General features: G+C 61.6%; 18 protein-coding genes. 2 read left to right on the top strand and 16 right to left on the bottom strand.

Going from position 1 to position 20,174, the window contains the following annotated elements; translation table 11 throughout:
* Positions 1 to 17 precede the first annotated feature (17 nt).
* The 16 genes from ACXAIC_RS08275 to ACXAIC_RS08200 form a co-directional block, all read right to left on the bottom strand.
* On the bottom strand, positions 18 to 704 hold the full coding sequence (locus tag ACXAIC_RS08275) for an ABC transporter ATP-binding protein (RefSeq protein WP_475175602.1): 687 nt from the start codon (positions 702 to 704) through the stop codon (positions 18 to 20).
* Positions 701 to 1,450 (bottom strand): ABC transporter ATP-binding protein, encoded by a 750-nt coding sequence (locus tag ACXAIC_RS08270; protein ID WP_475175599.1) that lies wholly within the window; start codon positions 1,448 to 1,450, stop codon positions 701 to 703. The genes ACXAIC_RS08275 and ACXAIC_RS08270 overlap by 4 nt, the downstream gene beginning before the upstream one ends.
* Entirely contained in the window at positions 1,443 to 2,426 is a 984-nt protein-coding gene (locus tag ACXAIC_RS08265; RefSeq protein WP_475175596.1) for a branched-chain amino acid ABC transporter permease, read from the bottom strand. Before ACXAIC_RS08265 ends, ACXAIC_RS08270 begins: the two co-directional genes overlap by 8 nt.
* Positions 2,423 to 3,343: a branched-chain amino acid ABC transporter permease gene (locus tag ACXAIC_RS08260; protein ID WP_475175594.1), complete on the bottom strand. Its 921-nt coding sequence runs from the start codon at positions 3,341 to 3,343 to the stop codon at positions 2,423 to 2,425. Before ACXAIC_RS08260 ends, ACXAIC_RS08265 begins: the two co-directional genes overlap by 4 nt.
* Before the next feature lie 287 nt (positions 3,344 to 3,630).
* The gene (locus ACXAIC_RS08255) at positions 3,631 to 5,253 is read right to left on the bottom strand and encodes an AMP-binding protein (protein ID WP_475175591.1); all 1,623 of its coding nucleotides are present in this window, start codon (positions 5,251 to 5,253) and stop codon (positions 3,631 to 3,633) included.
* Between the two features lie 3 nt (positions 5,254 to 5,256).
* Positions 5,257 to 6,411, bottom strand: a complete 1,155-nt coding sequence (locus tag ACXAIC_RS08250; protein WP_475175586.1) for an acyl-CoA dehydrogenase family protein — start codon at positions 6,409 to 6,411, stop codon at positions 5,257 to 5,259.
* Positions 6,411 to 7,211, bottom strand: coding sequence for an enoyl-CoA hydratase family protein (locus ACXAIC_RS08245; RefSeq protein WP_475175583.1), 801 nt, complete (start codon positions 7,209 to 7,211; stop codon positions 6,411 to 6,413). The genes ACXAIC_RS08250 and ACXAIC_RS08245 overlap by 1 nt, the downstream gene beginning before the upstream one ends.
* Positions 7,204 to 7,674 carry a MarR family winged helix-turn-helix transcriptional regulator gene (locus ACXAIC_RS08240; RefSeq protein ID WP_475175581.1) on the bottom strand — a complete coding sequence of 157 codons (471 nt, stop codon included), beginning with the start codon at positions 7,672 to 7,674 and terminating at the stop codon, positions 7,204 to 7,206. Before ACXAIC_RS08240 ends, ACXAIC_RS08245 begins: the two co-directional genes overlap by 8 nt.
* Entirely contained in the window at positions 7,671 to 8,414 is a 744-nt protein-coding gene (locus ACXAIC_RS08235) for an SDR family NAD(P)-dependent oxidoreductase (RefSeq protein WP_475175579.1), read from the bottom strand. The genes ACXAIC_RS08240 and ACXAIC_RS08235 overlap by 4 nt, the downstream gene beginning before the upstream one ends.
* A complete protein-coding gene (locus tag ACXAIC_RS08230; protein ID WP_475175577.1) occupies positions 8,411 to 10,708 on the bottom strand; it encodes a bifunctional salicylyl-CoA 5-hydroxylase/oxidoreductase in 2,298 nt (765 codons plus the stop codon). The genes ACXAIC_RS08235 and ACXAIC_RS08230 overlap by 4 nt, the downstream gene beginning before the upstream one ends.
* A 323-nt stretch (positions 10,709 to 11,031) precedes the next feature.
* On the bottom strand, positions 11,032 to 12,234 hold the full coding sequence (locus ACXAIC_RS08225; protein WP_475175572.1) for an ABC transporter permease: 1,203 nt from the start codon (positions 12,232 to 12,234) through the stop codon (positions 11,032 to 11,034).
* A gap of 2 nt (positions 12,235 to 12,236) precedes the next feature.
* A complete protein-coding gene (locus tag ACXAIC_RS08220; protein WP_475175568.1) occupies positions 12,237 to 13,379 on the bottom strand; it encodes an ABC transporter permease in 1,143 nt (380 codons plus the stop codon).
* Positions 13,379 to 14,086, bottom strand: coding sequence for an ABC transporter ATP-binding protein (locus ACXAIC_RS08215; protein ID WP_475175567.1), 708 nt, complete (start codon positions 14,084 to 14,086; stop codon positions 13,379 to 13,381). Before ACXAIC_RS08215 ends, ACXAIC_RS08220 begins: the two co-directional genes overlap by 1 nt.
* Complete coding sequence (locus ACXAIC_RS08210) at positions 14,083 to 15,195, bottom strand: efflux RND transporter periplasmic adaptor subunit (protein ID WP_475175564.1); 1,113 nt, start codon at positions 15,193 to 15,195, stop codon at positions 14,083 to 14,085. The genes ACXAIC_RS08215 and ACXAIC_RS08210 overlap by 4 nt, the downstream gene beginning before the upstream one ends.
* A gap of 93 nt (positions 15,196 to 15,288) precedes the next feature.
* Positions 15,289 to 16,368 carry a helix-turn-helix domain-containing protein gene (locus tag ACXAIC_RS08205; RefSeq protein ID WP_475175751.1) on the bottom strand — a complete coding sequence of 360 codons (1,080 nt, stop codon included), beginning with the start codon at positions 16,366 to 16,368 and terminating at the stop codon, positions 15,289 to 15,291.
* Positions 16,369 to 16,576: 208 nt separating this feature from the next.
* A complete protein-coding gene (locus tag ACXAIC_RS08200) occupies positions 16,577 to 17,473 on the bottom strand; it encodes a LysR substrate-binding domain-containing protein (protein WP_475175560.1) in 897 nt (298 codons plus the stop codon).
* 114 nt (positions 17,474 to 17,587) lie between these two features.
* Between ACXAIC_RS08200 and ACXAIC_RS08195 the strand changes: the two genes are divergently transcribed.
* A complete protein-coding gene (locus ACXAIC_RS08195; RefSeq protein WP_475175558.1) occupies positions 17,588 to 18,643 on the top strand; it encodes a saccharopine dehydrogenase family protein in 1,056 nt (351 codons plus the stop codon).
* A 19-nt stretch (positions 18,644 to 18,662) separates the two neighbouring features.
* Complete coding sequence (gene amaB, locus ACXAIC_RS08190) at positions 18,663 to 20,162, top strand: L-piperidine-6-carboxylate dehydrogenase (RefSeq protein WP_475175555.1); 1,500 nt, start codon at positions 18,663 to 18,665, stop codon at positions 20,160 to 20,162.
* Positions 20,163 to 20,174: the final 12 nt, after the last annotated feature.

The raw sequence follows: 20,174 nt of genomic DNA, 5'->3' as shown, positions 1-20,174 counted from the left end.
CCGTTTCCCTGATGTCTTTAAACGCCGATATGGGCCGTTGTGATGTCGTCGGTCAGATCCGCGACCGGACCGGACCAGACGGTTTGGCCCCGTTCCAGAATGGCTGCGCTGTCGCAGACTTCCCGAAGCTCTTTTAAGGATTTGTCGATGACCAGAAGGGCCAGTCCGGTCTCCGCCTTGAGGGTGCGGATTACCGACCAGATCTCCTGACGAATGATCGGGGCAAGGCCTTCTGTGGCCTCGTCCAGAATAAGCAGTCTTGGATTGGTCATCAGCGCCCGGCCGATGGCCAGCATCTGCTGTTCGCCGCCGGAAAGGGAGGCGGCCTGCTGATGACGCCGCTCGCCGAGCCTTGGGAACAGGCCGGTGACCCGGTCAAATGTCCACTCGCCCGGGCGGGAGGCGGCGGTCAGGTTCTCGTGCACGGTGAGCGCGCCGAAACAGCGGCGGCCTTCGGGCACCAGACCCAGGCCCAGCCGGGCGGCCCGGTGGCTGGGCAGCGCGGACAGGTCGTGGCCGTCAAAGCGCAAGGTGCCCTTTGCGGCCAGCATGCGGCAAATACATTTGACGGTGGTGCTCTTGCCCATGCCATTGCGTCCGAGCAGAGCCAGAACCTCGCCTTCGTCAAGGCTCAGGTCGACGCCGAACAGCGCCTGGCTGGCGCCGTAGGAAGCGGTCAGTCCGGACAGGGTTAAAAGGCTCATCCTTCTTCTCCCAGATAGGCTTCCTGCACGGCGGCATCCTTGCGGATCTCGTCGGCCGTGCCGGTTGCGATGATCTGACCATAGACCAGAACACTGATCCGGTCGGCGAGGGCAAAGACCGCATCCATATCGTGTTCTACCAGCAGGATCGGCGCTTCTGCGCGCAAGGCGTCCAGAAACCCGGTCAATTGTTTGGAGCCTTCCGCGCCCATGCCCGCCATGGGCTCATCCATGATGAAGGCCTTGGGGCTCAGCGTCAGGGCAACGGCTACCTCCAGCTGGCGGCGCTGGCCATGGCTGAGTTCGGCGGTGCGGGCACTGGCGAGATCTGTCAGGCCAACCCGTTCCAGCGCGTCTTCGGCGGTGGCGCGCAGATCCGCATCGCCAAAGGCGCTGCCCCAGAAACGCCAGGGTGTTCCGGCGGCTCCGAGCGCGCCCAAAAGAGCGTTTTGCAGCACCGTGTCTTCCATTGCCAGGGCGGAGATTTGAAAGGTGCGCCCGAGGCCGCGCCGGGCCCGCGCGCGGGCGGGCTCCAGAGTGACATCTTCCCCCAGAAGGTGAACCGATCCGGCATCCGGGGACAGCGTCCCGCAGATCTGGCCGATCAGGGTGCTTTTACCGGCTCCGTTGGGGCCGATCACCGCATGGATCTCCCCGGCTTTCAGGCCGATGGAAATGTTGCGGCTGGCCGCCAGCGCTCCGAAACTCTTGCTCAGGTTCCGCGTTTCCAGAACGAAGTCAGTCATGAAGGGCTGCCTTTCCCGAGATCATCCCGATCAGGCCGCCGCGTCCGAACAGCACGATCCCCAGCAAGAGAAGGCCAAGATAAATATGCCAGTAGTCGCTCAAGCCTCCGAGCCAATGTTCCAGCGCGACAAAGGCCAGCGCGCCGATCACCGGGCCATAAAGGCGGCCGACACCGCCCAGGATCAGGAAGATCATGATTTCTCCGCTGGTCTGCCAGCTGAACATGGTTGGGCTGACGAACCGGTTCAGGTCGGCAAAAAGGGCTCCGGCCAGCCCGGTGACGGCGCCGGAAATGACAAAGGCGGTCAGCTTGAGCCGGGCCGGATTGAGGCCAATGGTCTCCACGCGCATAGGAGTCTGCCGGGCCGCATTCAGCGCCAGGCCAAAAGGGGACTTTGCCAGCCGTGAGGCGCCAAGCAGAACGAGACACAACAGTGCGAAGCAAAGGCCATAGAACTGGACCGGCACCAGCGTGTTGAGTCCGGGAAAGCCATTGCGGACATAGATCGACAGGCCGTCTTCACCGCCATATTCGGCCCAGGAAATGGCGAAGAAAAAGAACATCTGCCCGAAGGCCAGCGTGATCATGATGAAATAGACACCGGCCGTGCGCAGCGACAAGGCGCCGATCACCAGAGCGGCAAGCGCTGACACGGCAATGGCGGCCAACCAGATCACGGGCATGGATTTGGTGCCCTCCAGCACCAGTGGCCACTCGGCCAGCGGCGTATAGGTCTGGGCGTGATGGGCCAGTATGCCCATTGCATAGCCGCCGATGCCGAAAAACACCGCATGGCCAAGACTGACGAGGCCGCCAAGGCCGAGCGCAATGTTCAGGCCGGTGGCTGCCATGGCGAAGATCACGGCCCGGGTCATCAAGGTGATGGTGAAGGGTTCGTCCGCCAGCAGCGCCCAGCCCGGGATCAGCACGAAGAGGGCAAGGGTTAAGGCATTGAGTGTGCTTTCCCGGATCATGCGCGCGCTCCGAACAGGCCAGAGGGACGCAGGATCAGGACGGCCGCCATCAGGATATAGATGGACATGGAGGCCAGCGACGACCCGAGTGACGTAGCCGTGGCAGGCTCAAGCACCAGTTTCAGTGCTTCGGGCAGAAAAATTCCGCCCAGCGTGTCGGTCAGGCCCACGAGTATGGCACCGATCAGGGCGCCCTTGATCGAACCGATGCCGCCGATCACGATGACAACAAAGGCAAGGATCAGCACCGGCTCGCCCATGCCGACCTGCACCGACTGTATGGCTCCGACCAGGGCGCCAGCCAGACCGGCGAGGGCGGCGCCGAGGGCAAAAACGATCGTGTAGAGTTTGGCAATGTCAATGCCGAGGGCTGCAATCATCTCCCGGTCGTTTTCGCCTGCACGGATCTGGATGCCGAGCCGGGTTCTGGAGATCAGCCCGTAAAGGGCAAGGGCAACGGCCAGGCCAACAACAATCAGGGTGAGGCGGTAGAGCGGATATTCGATTCCGCCGGGCAGGGTCACCGGGCCGGAGAGGGCTTCGGGCACATCGAGAAAAAGCGGAAAGGAGCCGAACAACCAGCGGGTGCCCTCTGAAAAAATCAGGATCAGGGCAAAGGTTGCCAGCACCTGATCCAGATGGTCCTTGTCATAGAGGCGGCGAATGACAAGAAGCTCCACCAGCGCGCCTGCGGCGGCGGCTCCGGTCAGGGCTGCGATCAGGCCGAGCAGGAAGGAGCCGGTGGCTGCGGCTGCGGTGGCCGCGCAAAAGGCGCCGATCATATAAAGCGATCCATGGGCCAGATTGATCAGACCCATGACGCCGAACACCAGCGTCAGGCCGGCGGCCATCAGAAACAGCATGATGCCAAATTGCAAACCGTTCAGCACCTGCTCAATGAGCAGTATAAATGACATGTCCCTTTGCCCCTCTGGGAAGTGTTTTGGACATTTTACATCTTGCTTTGGGCGGCATAAGCGCCCGTGTGGCCGTTCAAGCCTGGTTCCAACAGGTTTGTTGGGGGCGAAACCGCTTCCGGACTGTCCCCTGGCGGCTCAGTTCAATCAATGCGATGGTCCTGTCCGGCTTTCCCGTTCGCCGGATATCGTCCGGCGGCTTCGGCGGTCTTTTTGTCCTGTCACGAAGCGGGAACGCACTTTTGGTTATCTAAGGGTCCTTTCAAGCTGCCGATGGGGCCTTTGTGTCATGTGTCTTCCGCGCGCAGGCGGAAGCGTTGAATCTTGCCGGTTTCCGTTTTGGGCAGCGTCTGCGGAAAGACGATGGACCGTGGATATTTGTAAGGGGCGATGGTGGCCTTCACATAGTCCTGCAAGGTTTTGCGCATGGCCTCGTCAGGCTCATGTCCTTCGTTGAGGACCACATGCGCTTCGACAATCGCGCCCCGGCTTTCGTCCGGGATGCCGATAACCGCGCATTCCTGCACCGCCGGATGGGCCAGCAAGGCGGCCTCCACTTCCGGTCCGGCGATGTTGTAGCCGGCAGAGATGATCATGTCGTCGTTGCGGGCGGCAAAGTGCAGATGTCCATCTTCGCTCATGCTGAAACTGTCGCCGGTGATGTTCCAGCCGTCCTGCACATAGCCGTGCTGGCGGTCATCTGCCAGATAGCGGCAGCCGGTCGGGCCGCGCACGGCCAGACGACCGACCTCGCCAGTTGGAACGGGCGCTCCCTCAAGGTCGATGATCTTGACCTGATAGCCGGTGACCGGTTTGCCGGTGCAGGCCGGTTTATGGTCCTCGAACCGGTTGGAAATGAAGATATGCAGCATTTCCGTTGCGCCGATGCCGTCGAGCATGGGTTTGCCGGTCTTGGCCATCCAGGCATCATAAACGGGGGCGGGCAGGGTTTCGCCGGCCGACACGGCCGCGCGCAAGGAGGACAGGTCCGCGCCGTCTTCCATCGCCTGCAGCATCACACGGTAGGCGGTGGGGGCGGTGAAACAGACCGTGGCTTTGTATTTCTGGATGATCTCGATCATCTTGGGCGGCGTTGCCGTTTCCAAAAGCGTGGCAGCTGCGCCAAAGCGGAGCGGGAAGATGGCCAGACCGCCGAGGCCGAAGGTGAAGGCCAGGGGAGGCGAGCCGACAAAGACATCGTCCGGGGTCACGCCCAGCACCTCGCGCGCATAGCCATCTGCAATGATCAAAAGGTCCCGGTGAAAATGCATCGTGGCTTTGGGTGTGCCGGTGGACCCGGACGTGAAGCCGAGCAGGGCAACGTCGTCGCGGCCGGTGCCGACCGCCTGGTAGACGACCGGCTTTTCGAGGGCGAGACGGTCGAGTTCCGCGTCATGGTTGGAGGTGCCGTCAAAGCCGATCACCTTTTTCAGGAAGGCAGAGCCCTTGGCACAGGTGACCAGTTCTTCCATCAGCCTGGTGTCACACAGGGCGAATTCTACCTCGGCCTTGTCGACGATCTTTGACAATTCGCCTGCGCGCAGCATCGGCATGGTGTTGATCACCACGGCGCCGGCTTTGGTGGCTGCCAGCCAGCAGGCCACCATGGCCGGGTTGTTGGCTGAGCGGATCAGGATGCGGTTGCCGGGTTTGACAGCAAGGTCATCTGTCAGCGCATGGGCAAGACGGTTGGTCCAGTCCGCAAGTTCCTTGTAGGTTCTACGCCGGCCATTGCCGATCAGGGCGGTGTGGTCGCCAAAACCCTGTTCGACCATTTTGTCCGTCAGTTCGACCGCCGCATTCAGCCGGTCGGGATAGTCGAACCCCTCAAGCAGAAAGTCCGGCCAGGTGTTTTCCGGCGGCAGATTGTCCCGGGTGAAGGTGTCCACATGTGCGGTCGGGCCAAGCATGGATCAGTCTCCTTCAAAAGCGCCAAGGGTCTGGCGGGCAATGATGACTTTCTGAACATCCGACGCGCCTTCATAGATGCGCAGGGCGCGGATTTCCCGGTAGAGCCTTTCAACGGCGCTGCCGGAGCGCACCCCGTCCCCCCCGTGAAGCTGGACGGCGGTGTCGATGACCTTCTGGGCCTGGTCGGTAGAGAACAGCTTGGCCATGGCCGCTTCCCGGGTCACCCGGGGCGCGCCGCTGTCCTTGGTCCACGCGGCCCGGTAGATCAGCAGCGCGGCAGCGTCGATATCCAGCGCCATATCGGCAATGTGGCCTTGCACCATCTGAAGGTCGAACAGCGGCGCGCCCTGGATCGTGCGGGTCGTCACCCGGGCCAGCGCTTCGTCCAGGGCCCGGCGGGCAAAACCGAGGGCGGCAGCGGCCACGGTGGAGCGGAAAATGTCGAGCACGGACATGGCGACCTTGAAGCCTGCGCCGGGCGTACCGATCAGGGCGGAGCGCGGCACCCGGCAGCCGGTGAAACGCAAGGTGGCCAGGGGATGGGGCGCGATCGTCTCCAGCCGCTCCACCACCTCAAAACCTTCAAGGTCCGGCGTCACGGCAAAGGCCGAGAGGCCTCGGGCTCCGGAGCCTTCGCCGGTTCTGGCAAACAGGGTGTAGAGATCGGCAATGCCGCCATTGGAGATCCAGGTCTTTTCGCCGTTCAGGACATACCCCTCGCCATCGGCCGTGGCGGTCATGGTGGAATTGGCCACATCGGACCCGGACTGGGGTTCCGTCAGCGCAAAGGCGGCAATGGCCTTGCCGCTGCGGGTCAGCGGCAGCCAGCGTTCTTTCTGGGCGTCGCTTCCAAACAGGGAAATCGCGCCGGTGCCGAGCCCCTGCATGGCAAAGGCAAAATCGGCCAGCCCGTCATGGCGGGCCAGGATCTCGCGGATCAGGCAAAGGCTGCGCACATCCAGAACACCGTCCGGTGATCCGGATCGGCGCAGGAACCCGGCGTCTCCGAGCATCGCAACCAGCTTGCGGCAGAGCGCATCGGTGTCCTCATGGGGCAGAGCTGACAGATGGGCGGCGGCCCAGCCTTCCAGTTTCTCGGCGAGAGCCCGGTGGTGATCGTCAAAAAACGGCCAGGTGAGGAAGCTCGTATCGGCCATCAGTCGCCCTCGAAAACCGGTTTTTCCTTGGCGGCGAAGGCTTCATAGGCGCGCCGGAAATCATTGCCCTGCATGCAAATGGCTTGGGCCTGGGCTTCTGCCTCAATTGCCTGCTCCAGGCTCATGGACCATTCCTGGGCGAGCATGGTCTTGGTCATGGCGTTGGCAAAGGTCGGTCCGGCGACAACGCGCTCTGCCATGTCAAGGGCGGCTGTTTCCAGCGTGTCTGCGCTGGTGATCTGGTTGAAGAAACCCCAGGCATGGCCCTCTTCAGCCTTCATGGAACGGCCAAGATAAAGGAGTTCGGCGGCCCGGCCCTGGCCGATGATGCGGGGCAGGATGGCACAGGCGCCCATGTCGCAGCCGGCAAGGCCGACCCGGTTGAACAGAAAGGCAACCTTTGCGTCCGGGGTGGCAAGGCGCAGGTCGGAGGCCATTGCCAGAATGGCCCCCGCCCCGGCGCAGACACCGTCGACTGCTGAAATGACGGGTTTGCCGCAGCCGATCATTGCCTTGACCAGATCGCCGGTCATGCGGGTGAAGGCCAGAAGCTGCTTCATGTTCATGGTTGTCAGCGGGCCGATAATGTCATGCACATCGCCGCCGGAACTGAAATTGCCACCATTCGGCAGGATCACCACCGCATGGACATCCTCGGCATAGGAAAGATCGCGGAACCAGTCGCGCAGCTCCGCATAGCTTTCGAAGGTCAGCGGGTTTTTCCGTTCAGGCCGGTCCAGCCGGATCCTGGCAATGCCGCCCTCGATCTCGCAGCGGAAATGGGTGACGTCGCTACGCATCGGACAGTTCCTTTTCAGTGCTGTGGGCCAGAACCTGCTCCAGCGTGCCGGACAGGGTGTCCAGGTCCTCGAATGTCAGACCTCCCAGCAGGCCGTTGATCCAGCTTTCATGTTCGACGGCAAGAATTTCAAACTCGGCCCGCCCCTTGGGGGTCAACCGGGCAATCTGGGCGCGTTTGTCGCCGGGCACCGCAACGCGCAGGGCCAGCCCGTCCCCGGTCAGCTTGTCGACAATGCCGGTGACATTGCCGTTGGAGACCTTCAAGTAGGTGGACAGATCACTCATCTTCAGCCCGTCCGGGAACCGGGCCAGGGCGGACATGACGTCAAAGCGCGGCAGGGTGGTGGTGTGATGATCACGCAGCTTGCGGCGGATTTCCGCTTCGATCTCATTTGAGGTTTTCAAGAGTTTCAACCACACCCGCAGGCGGGCCTTTGACAGGGGTTCGGCGGCTGTGTTCATAGCTCGCCTCCCGACAGGCTGAGAGCCTGGCCGGTCACGGACCGGGCCGCCTCCGAAAACAGCCACATCGCCATCTCCGCCACCTCTTCCGGCTGAATGAAGCGGCCTTGCGGGTTGTCCGCTTTCAGGGTCTGTGCCGCCGCCTCCCGGCTCATGCCGGTCTTCTCGCAAATCGTATCGATGGAGCGTTCCAGCATCGGTGTTTCGACATAACCGGGGCAGATGGCATTGACGGTGATGCCCGTGCGCGCGAGCTCCTTGCCGAGCGACCGTGTCAGGCCGACCACCGCATGTTTGGCCGCGCAATAGCCGCTGACATAAGGATAGCCCCTGAGACCTGCGGTGGAGGCAATGGCGATCATACGCCCCCGTCCGGCGGCCTTCATATCCGGCAAGGCCGCTTGCCAGACATTGGAGACACCGATCAGATTGACGGAGAGCATCGCCTGCAGCGTCTCTGGCGTCATCCTTGAAAACGGCACGCTCTCCACGGCCCCGGCATTGGCGACAACCGTGTCCACGGGCCCTGAGGTGTCCCGGGCAGCCTTGAAAGCGCTGTCAACGGCAGAAGGATCTGTGACGTCACAGATCTGATAGGGCAGGGACTGGGCAGCAAGGCTGGACTCCGTGCGGCCGATAACCGTCACGCGCGCCCCGTTTTGCGACAGAAGCCGGGCACAGGCCGCACCAACGCCGCTTCCGCCGCCCGTTACGATGATATGCCGGTCCTGAACACTCATGCGCGCAAGGTCTCCGCATCCCGGTCGGCCAGGCGCCAGGCCTGATCCCGCCCGGCCAGATAGGGCAGGGGCCAGTCGGGCGCGGCGCGGTCGCCGATCCGGCCGGCTTCGTGCAATGTCCAATAGGGATCGGCCAGATGGGGCCTGCCAACGGCCACAAGATCCGCCCGTCCGGCCATCAGGATGGAATTGGCATGGTCTGCCTCATAGATGTTGCCAACCGCCATGGTCTTGAGCCCGCCTTCATTGCGGATCTGATCGGAAAAGGGGGTCTGGAACATGCGCCCGTAGACAGGCTTTGCCTCCGGTGAGGTCTGACCGGCTGAGACGTCGATCAGGTCCACTCCGGCGTCGCTGAAGAGGCGGGCGATCTGAACCGCGTCTTCAGGCGTGACCCCCTCTTCACCCACCCAATCATTGGCGGAAATGCGCACCGACATGGGCTTTCCGGCTGGCCAGACGGCCCGCATGGCGCTGAAGACCTCCAACGGCCAGCGCATCCGGTTTTCCAAAGAACCGCCATAGGCATCCGTGCGGATATTGGAGACAGGCGATATGAATGAAGACAGCAAATAGCCATGGGCGGCATGGAGTTCGATCATGTCAAAGCCGGCCCGCTCGGCCATTTCAGTGGCCGTGACGAACTGGTTCTTGATCTGGGCCATTTCGGCCAGCGTGATTTCCCGGGGGGAGGCGTTGCGCGTTGACCAGGGCAGGGCGGAGGCGGAGACCAGCTCCCAGTTGCCCTCCTCAAGGGGCTGGTCCATGCCTTCCCAGCCGATACGTGTTGAGCCCTTGCGGCCGGAATGGCCGATCTGGCAGCAGATCTTCGCCTCGGTTTCCCTATGGACAAAGTCAGTCAGGCGCTTCCAGACGGCCTCGTGTTCGGGAGCGTAGAGCCCCGGACAGCCTGGGGTGATCCTGCCTTCGGGGCTGACACAGGTCATTTCCGTATAGACCAGTCCGGCGCCGCCCTTGGCCCGTTCGCCATAATGGATCAGATGCCAGTCCACCGGGGTGCCGTCCACCGCCTTGTACTGGGCCATGGGGGACACCACGATCCGGTTTTTCAACGTCATGTCCCGCAATTTGAACGGGGCAAACATGGGCGGCCGCACCGGGGCATCGGCGGGGGCGCCCGCCTGATCCATGAACCATCGTTCGGCGGAGCGCAGCCAGTCAGGATCGCGAAGGCGCAGGTTCTCATGGCTGATGCGCTGTGAGCGGGTCAGGAGATTGTAGTTGAACTGCACCGGATGCTGGCCGAGATAGCGCTCCACATTTTCAAACCATTCAAGCGAATTGCGGGCGGCTGACTGGAGGCGCAGCACCTCCAGGCGCCGCTCTTCCTGGTAGCGCTGGAAAGCCTGCTGCATGTCCGGCTCGCTGTGCAGGTAGTCGGCAAGGGCAATGGCGCTGTCAAAGGCGAGGCGTGTGCCCGAGCCGATGGAAAAATGCCCGGTGGCGGCCGCATCGCCCATCAGCACCACATTCTCGTGGAACCAGGTCTCGCAGATCACACGGGGGAAATTCATCCAGACCGCCGAGCCGCGCAGATGGGCGGCATTGGACATAAGATCATGACCGCCGAGATGATTCTCAAAAATGCGGCGGCAGGTTTCGACCGTTTCTTCCTTGGTCATGTCCGCAAAGCCCCAGCCGTCCCATGTCGGCTGCAGGCATTCGACGATAAAGGTCGCGGTGTTGTCGTCGAACTGGTAGACATGGGCCCAGACCCAGCCATGTTCCGTCTTTTCAAAAATGAACGTGAAGGCATCGTCGAATTTCTGGTGGGTGCCGAGCCAGATGAACTTGCACAGGCGCCGGTCGATATCCGGCTTGAAGATGTCCGCATATTCCGCGCGCACCCTGGAATTGATGCCGTCGGAAGCAACCACAAGGTCGAAGTCCTTCTTGTAGCTTTCCGCGTCCTGAAACTCGGTCTCAAAGCGCAGGTCAATGCCCAGCTCGCGGGCCCTTTTCTGCAGGAGCACCAGCATCTGCTTGCGGCCGATCCCGGCAAAGCCATGGCCTCCGGAGACAGTGCGTACCCCGTCATGTTCAACCGCGATATCATCCCAATAGGCAAAATGGCCGCGAATGGCCTGTGTGCTGACCGGGTCATTGCCCTGCATGCGGCTCAGGGCATCATCGGACAGGACCACGCCCCAGCCGAATGTGTCATTGGCGCGGTTGCGCTCAAACACAATAATCTCGTGCTCAGGATCGCGCAGTTTCATGGAAATCGCGAAATAGAGCCCGGCCGGTCCACCGCCCAAACATGCAATTCTCATCAGATCCTCCATTGATGCGCAGGATCAGCGAACCACGATTTTCAAAATCCTTCAAGTTTAAAATTTCAACCTTAAAATGATTTCATTTTAGGCACCTGACTGCTTCGCCCGTTTGGGAAAACAAGTGGCAAGGCACAGCTGGTTCTGCGGTGTCCCTTAAAGGGCCTCCGCTGTGAAACCAGCTGCCGAGAGTTGCCAGAAAGCTCAGGATGTGTGTCTTGAGTGAACGTCCCTCTTATGCGGGCACAAGAGAGACGCTGCGGGCGGTGATGCTCTTTGCCAATCGGTCAGTTTGGCCGTTCGTTTTGCTGGTGCGGCGCCCGTCAGGCGCGTGCCCGCAGGGCCTTTACAAGGGGCAGGCGCGCTGCGGAAAAGGCTGGCAGCAGGCCACCAACCGCACCTATCGCAAGCCCCAGGACGCCGGCTGTGGCCATCACGCGGGCATTGACGGTCAGCTGAAACGCCATGCTGGCATTGTTGGCCCCGATGGTGCTTGCCTGCCAGCCGTTGAACACAAGCCAGGAGACGGCAAGGCCGATCACCACGCCAATTGCCGCCAGAGCAAGGGCCTCGGTCCAGGTTGCGATGAAAGCAGACAAACGGCTGAAACCGAGGGCCCGGACCGTTGCCATCTCGACCGTGCGGTCGGACACCGAACTCATCATGGTATTGAGCGCGCCGGCTGTCGCGCCGAGCGCCATCAACAGCGCAAGCGGCCATCCGAACACGCGGATGAGATCGGCGGTTCTTGAGGACTGAGCCGCGTAAAGATCTGCTTCCGTCAGGGCGGTGAGGGGTGTTGTGGTGATGGTTCCAAGCGCGGCGTCAAGGTTCTTGAGGCCGTCTGCCCCTTCAAGGCGCAGGCGCAGGCTCTGGACTTGACCCTGCCTGTCGAAGGTGGAGCGGACCGCATCAAGAGGCGCCCAGATTTCAGATTCGAAAGCGCTGCCATGTGCGGAAAACTGGCCGGTGACCGTCCAGTCGACGGCACCGAGCCGCACCTTGTTTCCAACGGCAAAGGACGGGAAATCGCGAGCGAGCCGGTTGCCGACGACAATTTCACGGGCGCCGGGGGACGCGAAGCGGCCAGCCGTCAGCGTGATGCCATCGCGAAGCGAAGGGCCCTCCGCGCTCATGCCGCGCAAGGCCAGAACCTTGCGGGTGCCCGCACCATTTTGCGGCACTTCGACCGGCACAACGATTTCGCGGGACAGGACGAGGTTGCCCGATCCATTGCGCTCAACACCGATGTTTCCCGGCATGGCTTGGAGTGTGCGGATGGCTTGTGCAGGAATGTCGGACCCGGTCTCCTGGTTTGTGCCTCCGCCAAGAACAACTGCGGCGTTGGGAGACCCGGCTCCTTTCAATGCGGCTTCGAACCCTGCGGCCATGGCAAGGAAACCCGCCAGGACGCAGACGACCAGCGTCACGGACAGCACCATGGAGGCGGCAATGGCAAAGCGCCGGGGCAGGCTGAGAAGGCTGGCCCTGACCATGACGTGAATCTGTTGCAAATTGGAGGTCATCTTTATCTCACTCTGAAAGCTTTGCTGATTGGGGTGCGCATGGCGCCGATGGCCGGGAGGAGCCCGGTTGCAAGACCAAAAAACAGGGCAATCACAACGCCCTTGGCCAGCACTTCGAAAGAAAAGACAAGGCCGAGAAGCGGCCCGGTTGCGACCGTTGCAAGCTTGGCCAGCCCAAGGCCGAGTGCGCCGCCTGCCGCGAAGATCAGCAGCGTTTCCCCCAGAACCAGCAGCAGAATATGTTTTTGCGAAAAGCCCAGCGTTTTCAGGACGCCAATCTCGAAGCTGCGCTCCCTGATGGCAAAGACCATGGTGTTTATGATGATCATCAGCAGGGTAATGAAAGCCGCGCCGGTCACAAGATTGATGATCAGACCGACATCGGCATATTGGCGCAAAAAGGCTTCAAGAAACTGCTTTTCCGACTGCGTGCGCGTTGGCTGCGCCGTATTGGCGAACAGGGCGTCGATCCGGGCTGCCAGCACCCCGGGGGAAAGAGCTTTTTCGGGGCGTAAGGCGAAGACATCGACCGTGTTTTCACCTGCCGCCCTTGAGCGGTTGACATAGCTGTAATTGGCCAGAATGAAATAGGTGTCGGTGCTGGCGTTTTCGCCGTCAAAGATACCGGCGATCTCAAAGGGCCAGGTGCGGTCCCCGTCTTTTCTCCGCGTGTGGAAGGCGGTGACGGTGATATGTTGTCCAACGGTCCAGCCTTGGGCCTGTGCCAGCGCCCGGCCGACAAGAACCTTGTCTCCGCTTCTGCCTAGTGCGGCGATCAGCTCTGGTGTGAGGCCAAGCTCCTTGCCGCTCACTTTGGCCATAGATGCGGCATCCACGGCGCTGACGGCGACAACATTCCTTTCCACATCGACAAATCCCCGAAGGCGTGTCGAATAGCTGACCGCAGCTACGCCCGGCATGGCGGCAATCCGGGGCAGATAGGCCATTGGCAGGGATTGCGTGCGTCCGGCCGCGTTCATCACGCCGAGCAGGTCTTCGCTTGCGCCGCTTGTGCCTTGCGTTCCGGCAAGGAAACTTCCCGTCAAACCATAAATCAGAAAAGCCACAGCGACACAGAAGATCAGCATCAAGGTGCGCAGGGGCTTCCGCCAGGCGTTCTTTCTGGCAAGAGTGAGGAAACTCATTACGCGGCCCTTTCTGCTTCGATGAAGGCACCCTTGTCGAGATGAAGCGTGCGGTGGGCATGGAGTGTGGCCTGCGGGTCGTGGGTGACCATCACGATTGTCTTGCCAAGTTCCCGGTTGAGAAGGCGCAGCATGTCAAGAACCTCGTCTGCAGATTTCCGGTCAAGGTCGCCGGTGGGTTCGTCGCAAAGCAGAAGGGCAGGATCAGCGGCGATGGCACGGGCAATGCCGACGCGCTGCTGCTGGCCGCCCGACATGAGCGAAGGATATTGTTTTTCCCGCTCCGCAAGCCCTACGAGGTCAAGCACTGTGCTGACGCGCGCACGCCGTTCCGCCACCGAGAGCGGTTTCAACAAGAGCGGCAGCTCGACATTTTCGGCCGCGTTGAGCATCGGCAGCAGATTGTAGAACTGGAAGACGATGCCCATGTTGTGGGCCCGCCAGGCTGCGCGGGCGGCTTCGCCCATCCGGTCCAGCCGGGCGTTGCCGATGCGCAGCTCTCCGGCATCGGGGCGCTCCACGCCCGCCAGCATGTTAAGCAATGTCGATTTGCCGGAGCCCGACGGTCCCATGATGGCGACGAAGTCACCTTTCGGAATGTCGAGATCGAGTTCGGCGAAAATCGGGATCGTCTCGCCGCCGAGTGTGTAGCTCTTCCTTACAGCTTTTAAGGAGATATAGGGGGTGTCTTGGGTCAGTTCGCTCATGAGTGGGCGTCTCCGGGTTGCGTTTTGGGATTGGGAACGGTGATGCGGATGCGCGCGGCCATGCCGGGGCGGATGCCGTCCGGCGGATTGATCAAGGACAGGCGGAGACTGATCGTGCCTTTGGCCTGCGAGGCAGCCGGGGCGATCCGTTTGATTTTGACTGTGAAGGGATGGCCGGGAAAGCCGTCGAGCACGGCTTCTCCTGAAAGACCGGGCTGAAGCCGGGCAATGTTTGTTTCGGAGACATCGGCGTCGACCACCATTGCGGTGGTATCGGCAAGTGTCAGCAGGCTCTGGTTCTCCCGGACGCTGTCGGCCCGTGCGAGCACTGTGTCGCCAATATGGGCGTTGAGCCGGGTCACCGTGCCGGCAAAGGGCGCGCGCACAACCAGGGCATCTACCTGTTCTGCTGCAACCTTGACGGCAATCTCCGCCTGTTTGACGGCCTGAGCAGCCTGATCGACGGCGTTTTGTGCGGTTTTGAGGCTAAGTGCGCTGTCTTCAAGGGCTTTTACCGATATCGTTTTGCTCTTGGCCAGAATGCGATTGCGCCGCAATGAGGCTGCTGCCTGTTCAAGCGCGATTGTCTTGCCTTGAAGCACCAAGTCAGCAGAAACCCGCGCAGCTTTTGCCTGGGCCAGGGCGAGGCGGGCGGTGGCGTCGTCAAGCGTAACGAGGGTTTGTCCGGCCTCGACCCGGTCCCCGGCCTCGACTGCAATCCCGGTCACCTGGCCTTCATATTTGGAAAAGACCAGTGTTGAACGGGGGGCGACGGCAAAACCGGAACCGGCCATTTCGCTTGCCGAAGGCGGCGGCGGCAGGTTGGCGGGGCGGGCGCTTCCCGTTCCGGGAGTTGCACCGGCTGGGTGCGGTTCCAGCAGGCTGTCCGGCTGCGGCGCCTGCCATTTCCCGGAGACGGCGAGCCGGATGTGGTTGGCGATCTCAGCCGGCATTATCAGAACGAGCGCTGCGATGCAGGCGGCGGCTGGAATGCCCGCCAGCCACCCGATGTGGTACTTGCGGGGAGGCAAGGCTTGCGGCACTGGCTCCAGAGAAAGCGAGCGGAGTGTTTCTGCAAGTTTGCGGTCATGTTCGTAGAGCGTGTTCATGACCCTGAGATGACCGCTTCTTCCGGTCAATCTCGACCTTGAACACGATCTGGAACGTCCTTGATCGTGATTTGGTACGCGGGAAGGGCCGGTTTAACCGGGTGAGGCGGCTGCTTGATGCTGCCGCCATTCAAGCGGTGTCATATCTGTCACACGGCGGAATTCGCGGTTGAAATTGGATTTGGTCTGAAAGCCGGCTTCAAACATGATTTCCGTCACAGGCCTGCTGGTTTCAGCCAGCAGACGGCAGGCCTCGGCAATGCGGAATTCGTTGACATATTGGGAGACATTCTTGCCGGTCGCCCGGTTGATCGCGGTGGAAATCTGCCGGGCCGGGATCAGGGCCCGGCGCGCCAGGCGGTCAAGATTGAGATCCGGGTCGCGGTAAAGATGCTTGGCCGTCATCAGGTTTGAGACAATGTCGAGCGTCTGCTTGTCTTCGGCCTCGTCGAACGCGGGGCCGGTGCCGCCTGTTGCGGTCCCGCGCTCGCCTCCGCCCTGGCTCCCAATCCCGCCTTCGGTGGAAGTCCTGCCTTGGACGACCACGAAGCCTGGAATTGAGAGCAGGACGAGGGCCAGAAGGTTGCCGAACGTCACCAGCGCGGGCGTGTATTCGCCATAGGTCCAGACGATGTCGAGAGAAACGCTGAGGTCGAGCAAGGCTGACAGGACCAGCGCCAGCGCAGCGAAGACGAGCGCGCGGTGGGCCGGGACCGCATTTTCAAACGGGGCTTTTTGCAGAACATCCGGTCCCGCCCACATGAGGTGCAGGATCGCCGCAGCGTATGAGAGAAAAAGCAACGGCAGAACGAAATCAATGGCGGCAGGCCAGGCAACCATCAGCGTCAGGATGACGGCGAAGGGGATCGCATACATGGCCAGGTGAACGGGCCGCGAAAAGCCGTCCACCCGGACAAGTTTTGAAACGCCGCTATAGATCAGCGACGGCATCAATGCGGCGCAGAGCGGGGTGATAAACCGCACGGCTTCAATTTCATATCCCCAGCGCAGGCCGGACAGGAAGGCCTGAAAGGCCGCCAGCAGGATCAGCATCAAAAAGGGCTTGTTGCGTGCAGAACCGGGGCCCGTGCTGTCTTCACTGTTCCGGGTCAGGAGCGCGAAGAGGACGACCAGCAAGATGGTGACGACAAAGGAAAGCGGGATGAAGAGCATGGGGATCCATATCAGCTGGACGCATAGTGTGACGACACCCTTGCCGAAATAATCCTCTTCCACGACCTCGAACATGTTCCAGGCCCGATTTTTGCCTCTGCGTTGAGGCTCGAAACACCCTGGGCGCTCTTTGGAACTGCCTGTCCTGTCCTGGAAGAGGAGACGGCGGATCAGAGTTGGATTGAACTGACCGGCCGGGGCAAGGAACTCAAGGGCGGCGGCTGACCTGTTTCTTGATCCAGCCGACAAACTCATGGGAGAGCGGAGACACTTTGCCGGGTGCGGTGGCCAGATAGTATTTGTGATCGGAGCCGTCGCGCACTGGAGCAAGGACCGTAAGAGACCCGTCGGCGAGCTCGGCCTCGATCAGATAAGTGGGCAGGATGGCGGCGCCGAGGCCGCTGACGGCGGCCGAGATCACCAGCGAGAACCGGTCGAAATAGCTGCCCATCTGCACATGTCCTGCAGTCTCCGGCAAGCTGGCCTGAAACGCGGCCCAGAGATGCGGGCGCGAGGTCATGTGCAGCAGCGGCATGGCCAGAATGTCTGCCCTTTGGTCAATGGGATGCGCCGCCAGCAGGGCGGGGGCGGCCACCGCCACCAGATCTTCCGGGCAGAGCGGGCTCAGCTTGGCGCCAGGCCAGTCATTGGCGCCAAAGTGAATGGCCACATCAATGCCTTCCTCGGCAAGGTCGAACGGTTCGGTGCGGCTGTAGATCATAAGATCGAGATGGGGCCGGGCCGCCTTGAACGCGCTCAGCCGGGGCACCAGCCAGCGGGTCGCAAAAGTGGGCAGGGCGGCGATGGTCAGCAGCTCCTGGGTCTCTCCGGCGGCGACCGCCTGGCTGATGGTGTTGCGCAGGCGGGCGAGATCGGAAAACAGTCCTTCCGCAAGAGACCTTCCGGCGCGCGTGAGTCGGATGCCCCGGCCTTCCCGGCGGAAAAGGGCCGCGCCGATCTGGTCTTCCAGTTCCTTCACCTGTCGGCTGATGCCGCTCTGGGTCAGGCCAAGCTCTTCAGCGGCCGCCGTGAAGCTCTGGTGTTTGGCGGCCGCCTCGAAACAGCGCAGCACTGAAAGGCTCGGTATGGGGATGTCACGTTCCATGGGCGGTCTTTCAATCCATGAGTAATCATCATGAATATAACTCTTTTTCAGGTGTTTTAGGGCGGGTCAAGGGCGGCTAGTCTCTTTGGAGAAACATCTTCGAAGAGAGCGCTCATGCAAAAGATTGCGGTTCTTGGACTGGGAAAAGTCGGTGCGCTGGCGGGCGAACTGCTCCATGACAGCGGGTTTGCCGTAACCGGTATTGACGCTCAAGAGGTGAGTGGCCTGCCCTTTACGGCCCAAAAGGCTGACGTGGGCGATCCGGAGGTCTTGAAATCCCTGCTGTCGGGCATGGATGCGGTGCTGTCCTGTCTGCCGTATTTTGTGAATACCGGTGTGGCCGGGGTCGCCCATGCGCTGGGGCTGCATTATTTCGACCTGACCGAGGACGTTCCGACCACCAAGGCAATCATGGAGCTGTCCAAAACGTCCAAGGGCCTGATGGCGCCTCAATGCGGTCTGGCGCCGGGCTTTGTCGGCATTGTCGGCGCCAGTTTGATCGAGGACTTCGAAAACTGCCGCTCCTGCCGGATGCGGGTTGGTGCGTTGCCCCAGAACCCGGCCGGCCTGATGGGCTATTCCTTCAACTGGTCCCCGGAAGGAGTGGTGAACGAATATCTGAACGATTGTGAAGTTCTGGAAGATGGCGAGATCAAGTGGGTCTCGCCCATGGAGTGGATCGAAAAGATCGTCATTGGCGGCGTCGAGCTGGAAGCCTTCACCACGTCCGGCGGGCTTGGCACCATGTGCGACACCTATAAGGACCGGGTGCCGAACATGGACTACAAGACCATGCGCTATCCGGGCCATGTGCAGTTGATGAACTTCTTCTTTCACGAGTTGCTGATGCGGGACCGGCGTAAAGAGGCCGGGGAGATCCTGGTGAATGCAAAGCCGCCGGTCAGCAACGACATTGTCTATATCCATGTGGCGGCCGAAGGGCGGCTGGATGGGCGCATGCAGCGCAAGGAATTCGTGCGGGGCCTGAAGCCGGTCGAGATTGCCGGCAAGACCCGCACTGCGATTGCCTGGACGACTGCCTCTTCGGTCGTGGCGATCATTGAAATGGTGCGCGACGGCACCCTTCCGGCAACCGGCTTTCTGAAACAGGAAGACGTGCCGCTGGAGGCCTTTTTGAAAACGAGAAACGGCGCCCGCTATAACGGCTAGGCGCCTGCGAAAGACGGCTATGGAACATCATCAGGTTTTGAGCGCCCTTGGGTTCGAGCAAAGCGAACTGAAGGGAGGGACCCTTGCAGTCTGCTCTCCGATTGACGGCGCGGTTGCCGCCAATGTTGCGGAGACGCCGGAGGCGGATATGACTGCGGTGATTGCAAAATCCCAGCAAGCCTTCAAGGCTTGGCGCACCCTGCCGGCGCCGCGCCGGGGCGAACTGGTGCGCCTTCTGGGCGAGGAGCTGCGGGCGGCCAAGGAGGAACTCGGCGCGCTGGTGACGCTGGAGGCGGGCAAGATCACCTCCGAAGGGCTCGGCGAAGTGCAGGAAATGATCGACATTTGCGATTTCGCGGTTGGTCTGTCACGTCAGCTTTACGGGCTGACGATTGCCTCTGAGCGGCCGGGCCACAAGATGTCGGAGACCTGGCATCCGATGGGGCCGTGCGGTGTCATCACGGCCTTTAATTTTCCCGTTGCGGTCTGGTCCTGGAATGCGGCGCTGGCGCTGGTCTGCGGCAATCCGGTGATCTGGAAACCGTCTGAAAAGACGCCTTTGACCGCGCTGGCCTGCCAGAAGATCTTCGCCAAAGCTGTGGCCCGGTTCGGCAGCGATGCCCCGGACGGCCTGATGCAGGTGGTGATCGGCGGGGCGGGCATCGGCGAGGCTCTGGTCACGTCCCGGGATGTGCCGATCCTGTCGGCCACCGGTTCCACCCGTATGGGCGGCATTGTCGGTCCGAAAGTCGCCGCCCGCTGGGGACGCCCGATCCTGGAGCTTGGCGGCAACAATGCCATGATCGTCGCCCCGTCTGCCGATCTGGAAATGGCCGTGCGCGCCATTGTGTTTTCCGCAGTCGGCACGGCCGGGCAGCGCTGCACGTCCCTGCGGCGCCTGATCGTGCATTCTTCGGTCAAAGAGGACCTTCTCGCCAAACTGGTCAAGGCCTATGAGAGCCTGCCGGTCGGCGACCCGCGCCGGGACGGCACTCTGATCGGTCCGTTGATCGACAAAGCCTCACTGGACACCATGCAGTCCGCCCTTGCCAAAGCCCGCAGCCAGGGCGGAACGGTTTATGGCGGAGCGCCGGTGACGACAGATGTGCCGGATGGCGCCTATGTTGCCCCGGCACTGGTTGACATGCCGGGCCAGAGCGATGTGGTGAAAACAGAGACCTTCGCGCCGATCCTCTATGTGATGCAATATGAGGATCTGGATGAGGCCATCGCCCTGCAAAACGATGTGCCACAGGGCCTGTCCTCCTGCATCTTCACGCTCAACATGCGTGAAGCGGAAACCTTCCTGTCGGCCACGGGGTCCGATTGTGGCATTGCCAATGTGAATATCGGCCCGTCCGGTGCGGAAATCGGCGGGGCCTTTGGTGGGGAAAAGGAAACCGGCGGTGGCCGCGAATCCGGCTCCGATGCCTGGAAGGGCTATATGCGCCGTCAAACCTCAACGGTGAATTATTCCGCTGAGCTGCCCTTGGCCCAGGGTGTTAAGTTCGACATCTGAGCGTGCAAAAGG

The sequence above is a fragment of the Roseibium sp. AWQ4_254 genome (assembly GCF_056161025.1).
Note: the sequence above shows the minus strand (reverse complement) of the source record. Positions and strands in the feature narration are given on the sequence as shown.